The following is a 1220-nucleotide window of genomic DNA, read 5'->3' on the forward strand; positions in this document are numbered from 1 at the left end:
CTGATGTGTTACCTGCGTCATCTGTCGCTGTTACAGATACTGTTTTACCTTCTTCCAAACCGCTAACTGGAACACTGAAGTTACCATCTTGGTCAGCTGTTGCTGTTGCTTTGGTTCCGTTTGGAAGGGTTACTTCTACTGTTGAACCTGCTTCGGCTGTACCTGTTACAGCAGTATCACCTGCTTTAACTGGGTTCACAACTGGAGCTGCTGGAGCTGTCTTATCATCGGCTTTCGCTACGGTTGCTGTTGTCGCATCTGATGTGTTACCTGCGTCATCTGTCGCTGTTACAGATACTGTTTTACCTTCTTCCAAACCGCTAACTGGAACACTGAAGTTACCATCTTGGTCAGCTGTTGCTGTTGCTTTGGTTCCGTTTGGAAGAGTGACTTCTACTGTTGAACCTGCTTCGGCTGTACCTGTTACAGCAGTATCACCTGCTTTAACTGGGTTCACAACTGGTGCTGCTGGTGCTGTCTTATCATCGGCTTTCGCTACAGTTGCAGTTGTCGCATCTGATGTGTTACCTGCGTCATCTGTCGCTGTTACAGATACTGTTTTACCTTCTTCCAAACCGCTAACTGGAACACTAAAGTTGCCATCTTGATCAGCTGTTGCTGAGGCTTTAGTGCCATCTGGAAGGGTTACTTCAACTGTTGAACCTGCTTCGGCTGTACCGGTTACTGCTGTGTCACCTGCTTTAACTGGGTTCACAACTGGGGCATCTGGTGCTGTCTTATCATCAGCTTTCGCTACAGTTGCTGTAGTTGGAGTTGATGTATTGTTTGAAGCGTCTTTCGCTGTAACAGAGACTGTTTGACCTTCTTCCAAACCGCTGACTGGAACGCTGAAGTTGCCATCTTGGTCAGCTGTTGCTGAGGCTTTAGTGCCATCTGGAAGGGTTACTTCAACTGTTGAACCTGCTTCGGCTGTACCGGTTACTGCTGTGTCACCAGCCTTAACTGGGTTCACAACTGGGGCATCTGGTGCTGTCTTATCATCAGCTTCCTTAACAGTCTTATCGCCTGTTAGGGTTGCTGTTGTTCCATCTGGGAACGTTACAGTTGCTGATCCATCGTTTCCTACTTCAACCTTAGTTGCTGTTGGGTTAGCGTCTTCTACTGCTTTCTTAACGGCATCTTTTTCTGGTTGAGTTAAGGCTGATGTGTTTTGAACTGGTGTCTTAGCTGCTGGTTCTTGAACGCCCTTAGAATCTGCT

Annotated in this window: 1 protein-coding gene; it reads right to left on the reverse strand. The window is 47.3% G+C overall.

The genetic code is table 11. The annotated features are described in order from the left end of the window. The coding region (locus GEZ89_RS09460) for an Ig-like domain-containing protein (RefSeq protein WP_228113892.1) at positions 1–1220 on the reverse strand (1220 nt) is incomplete at both ends.

Origin of the sequence: Streptococcus mitis, from assembly GCF_009496285.1 — a bacterium.
In the GTDB taxonomy this organism is placed as follows: domain Bacteria; phylum Bacillota; class Bacilli; order Lactobacillales; family Streptococcaceae; genus Streptococcus; species Streptococcus mitis_BP.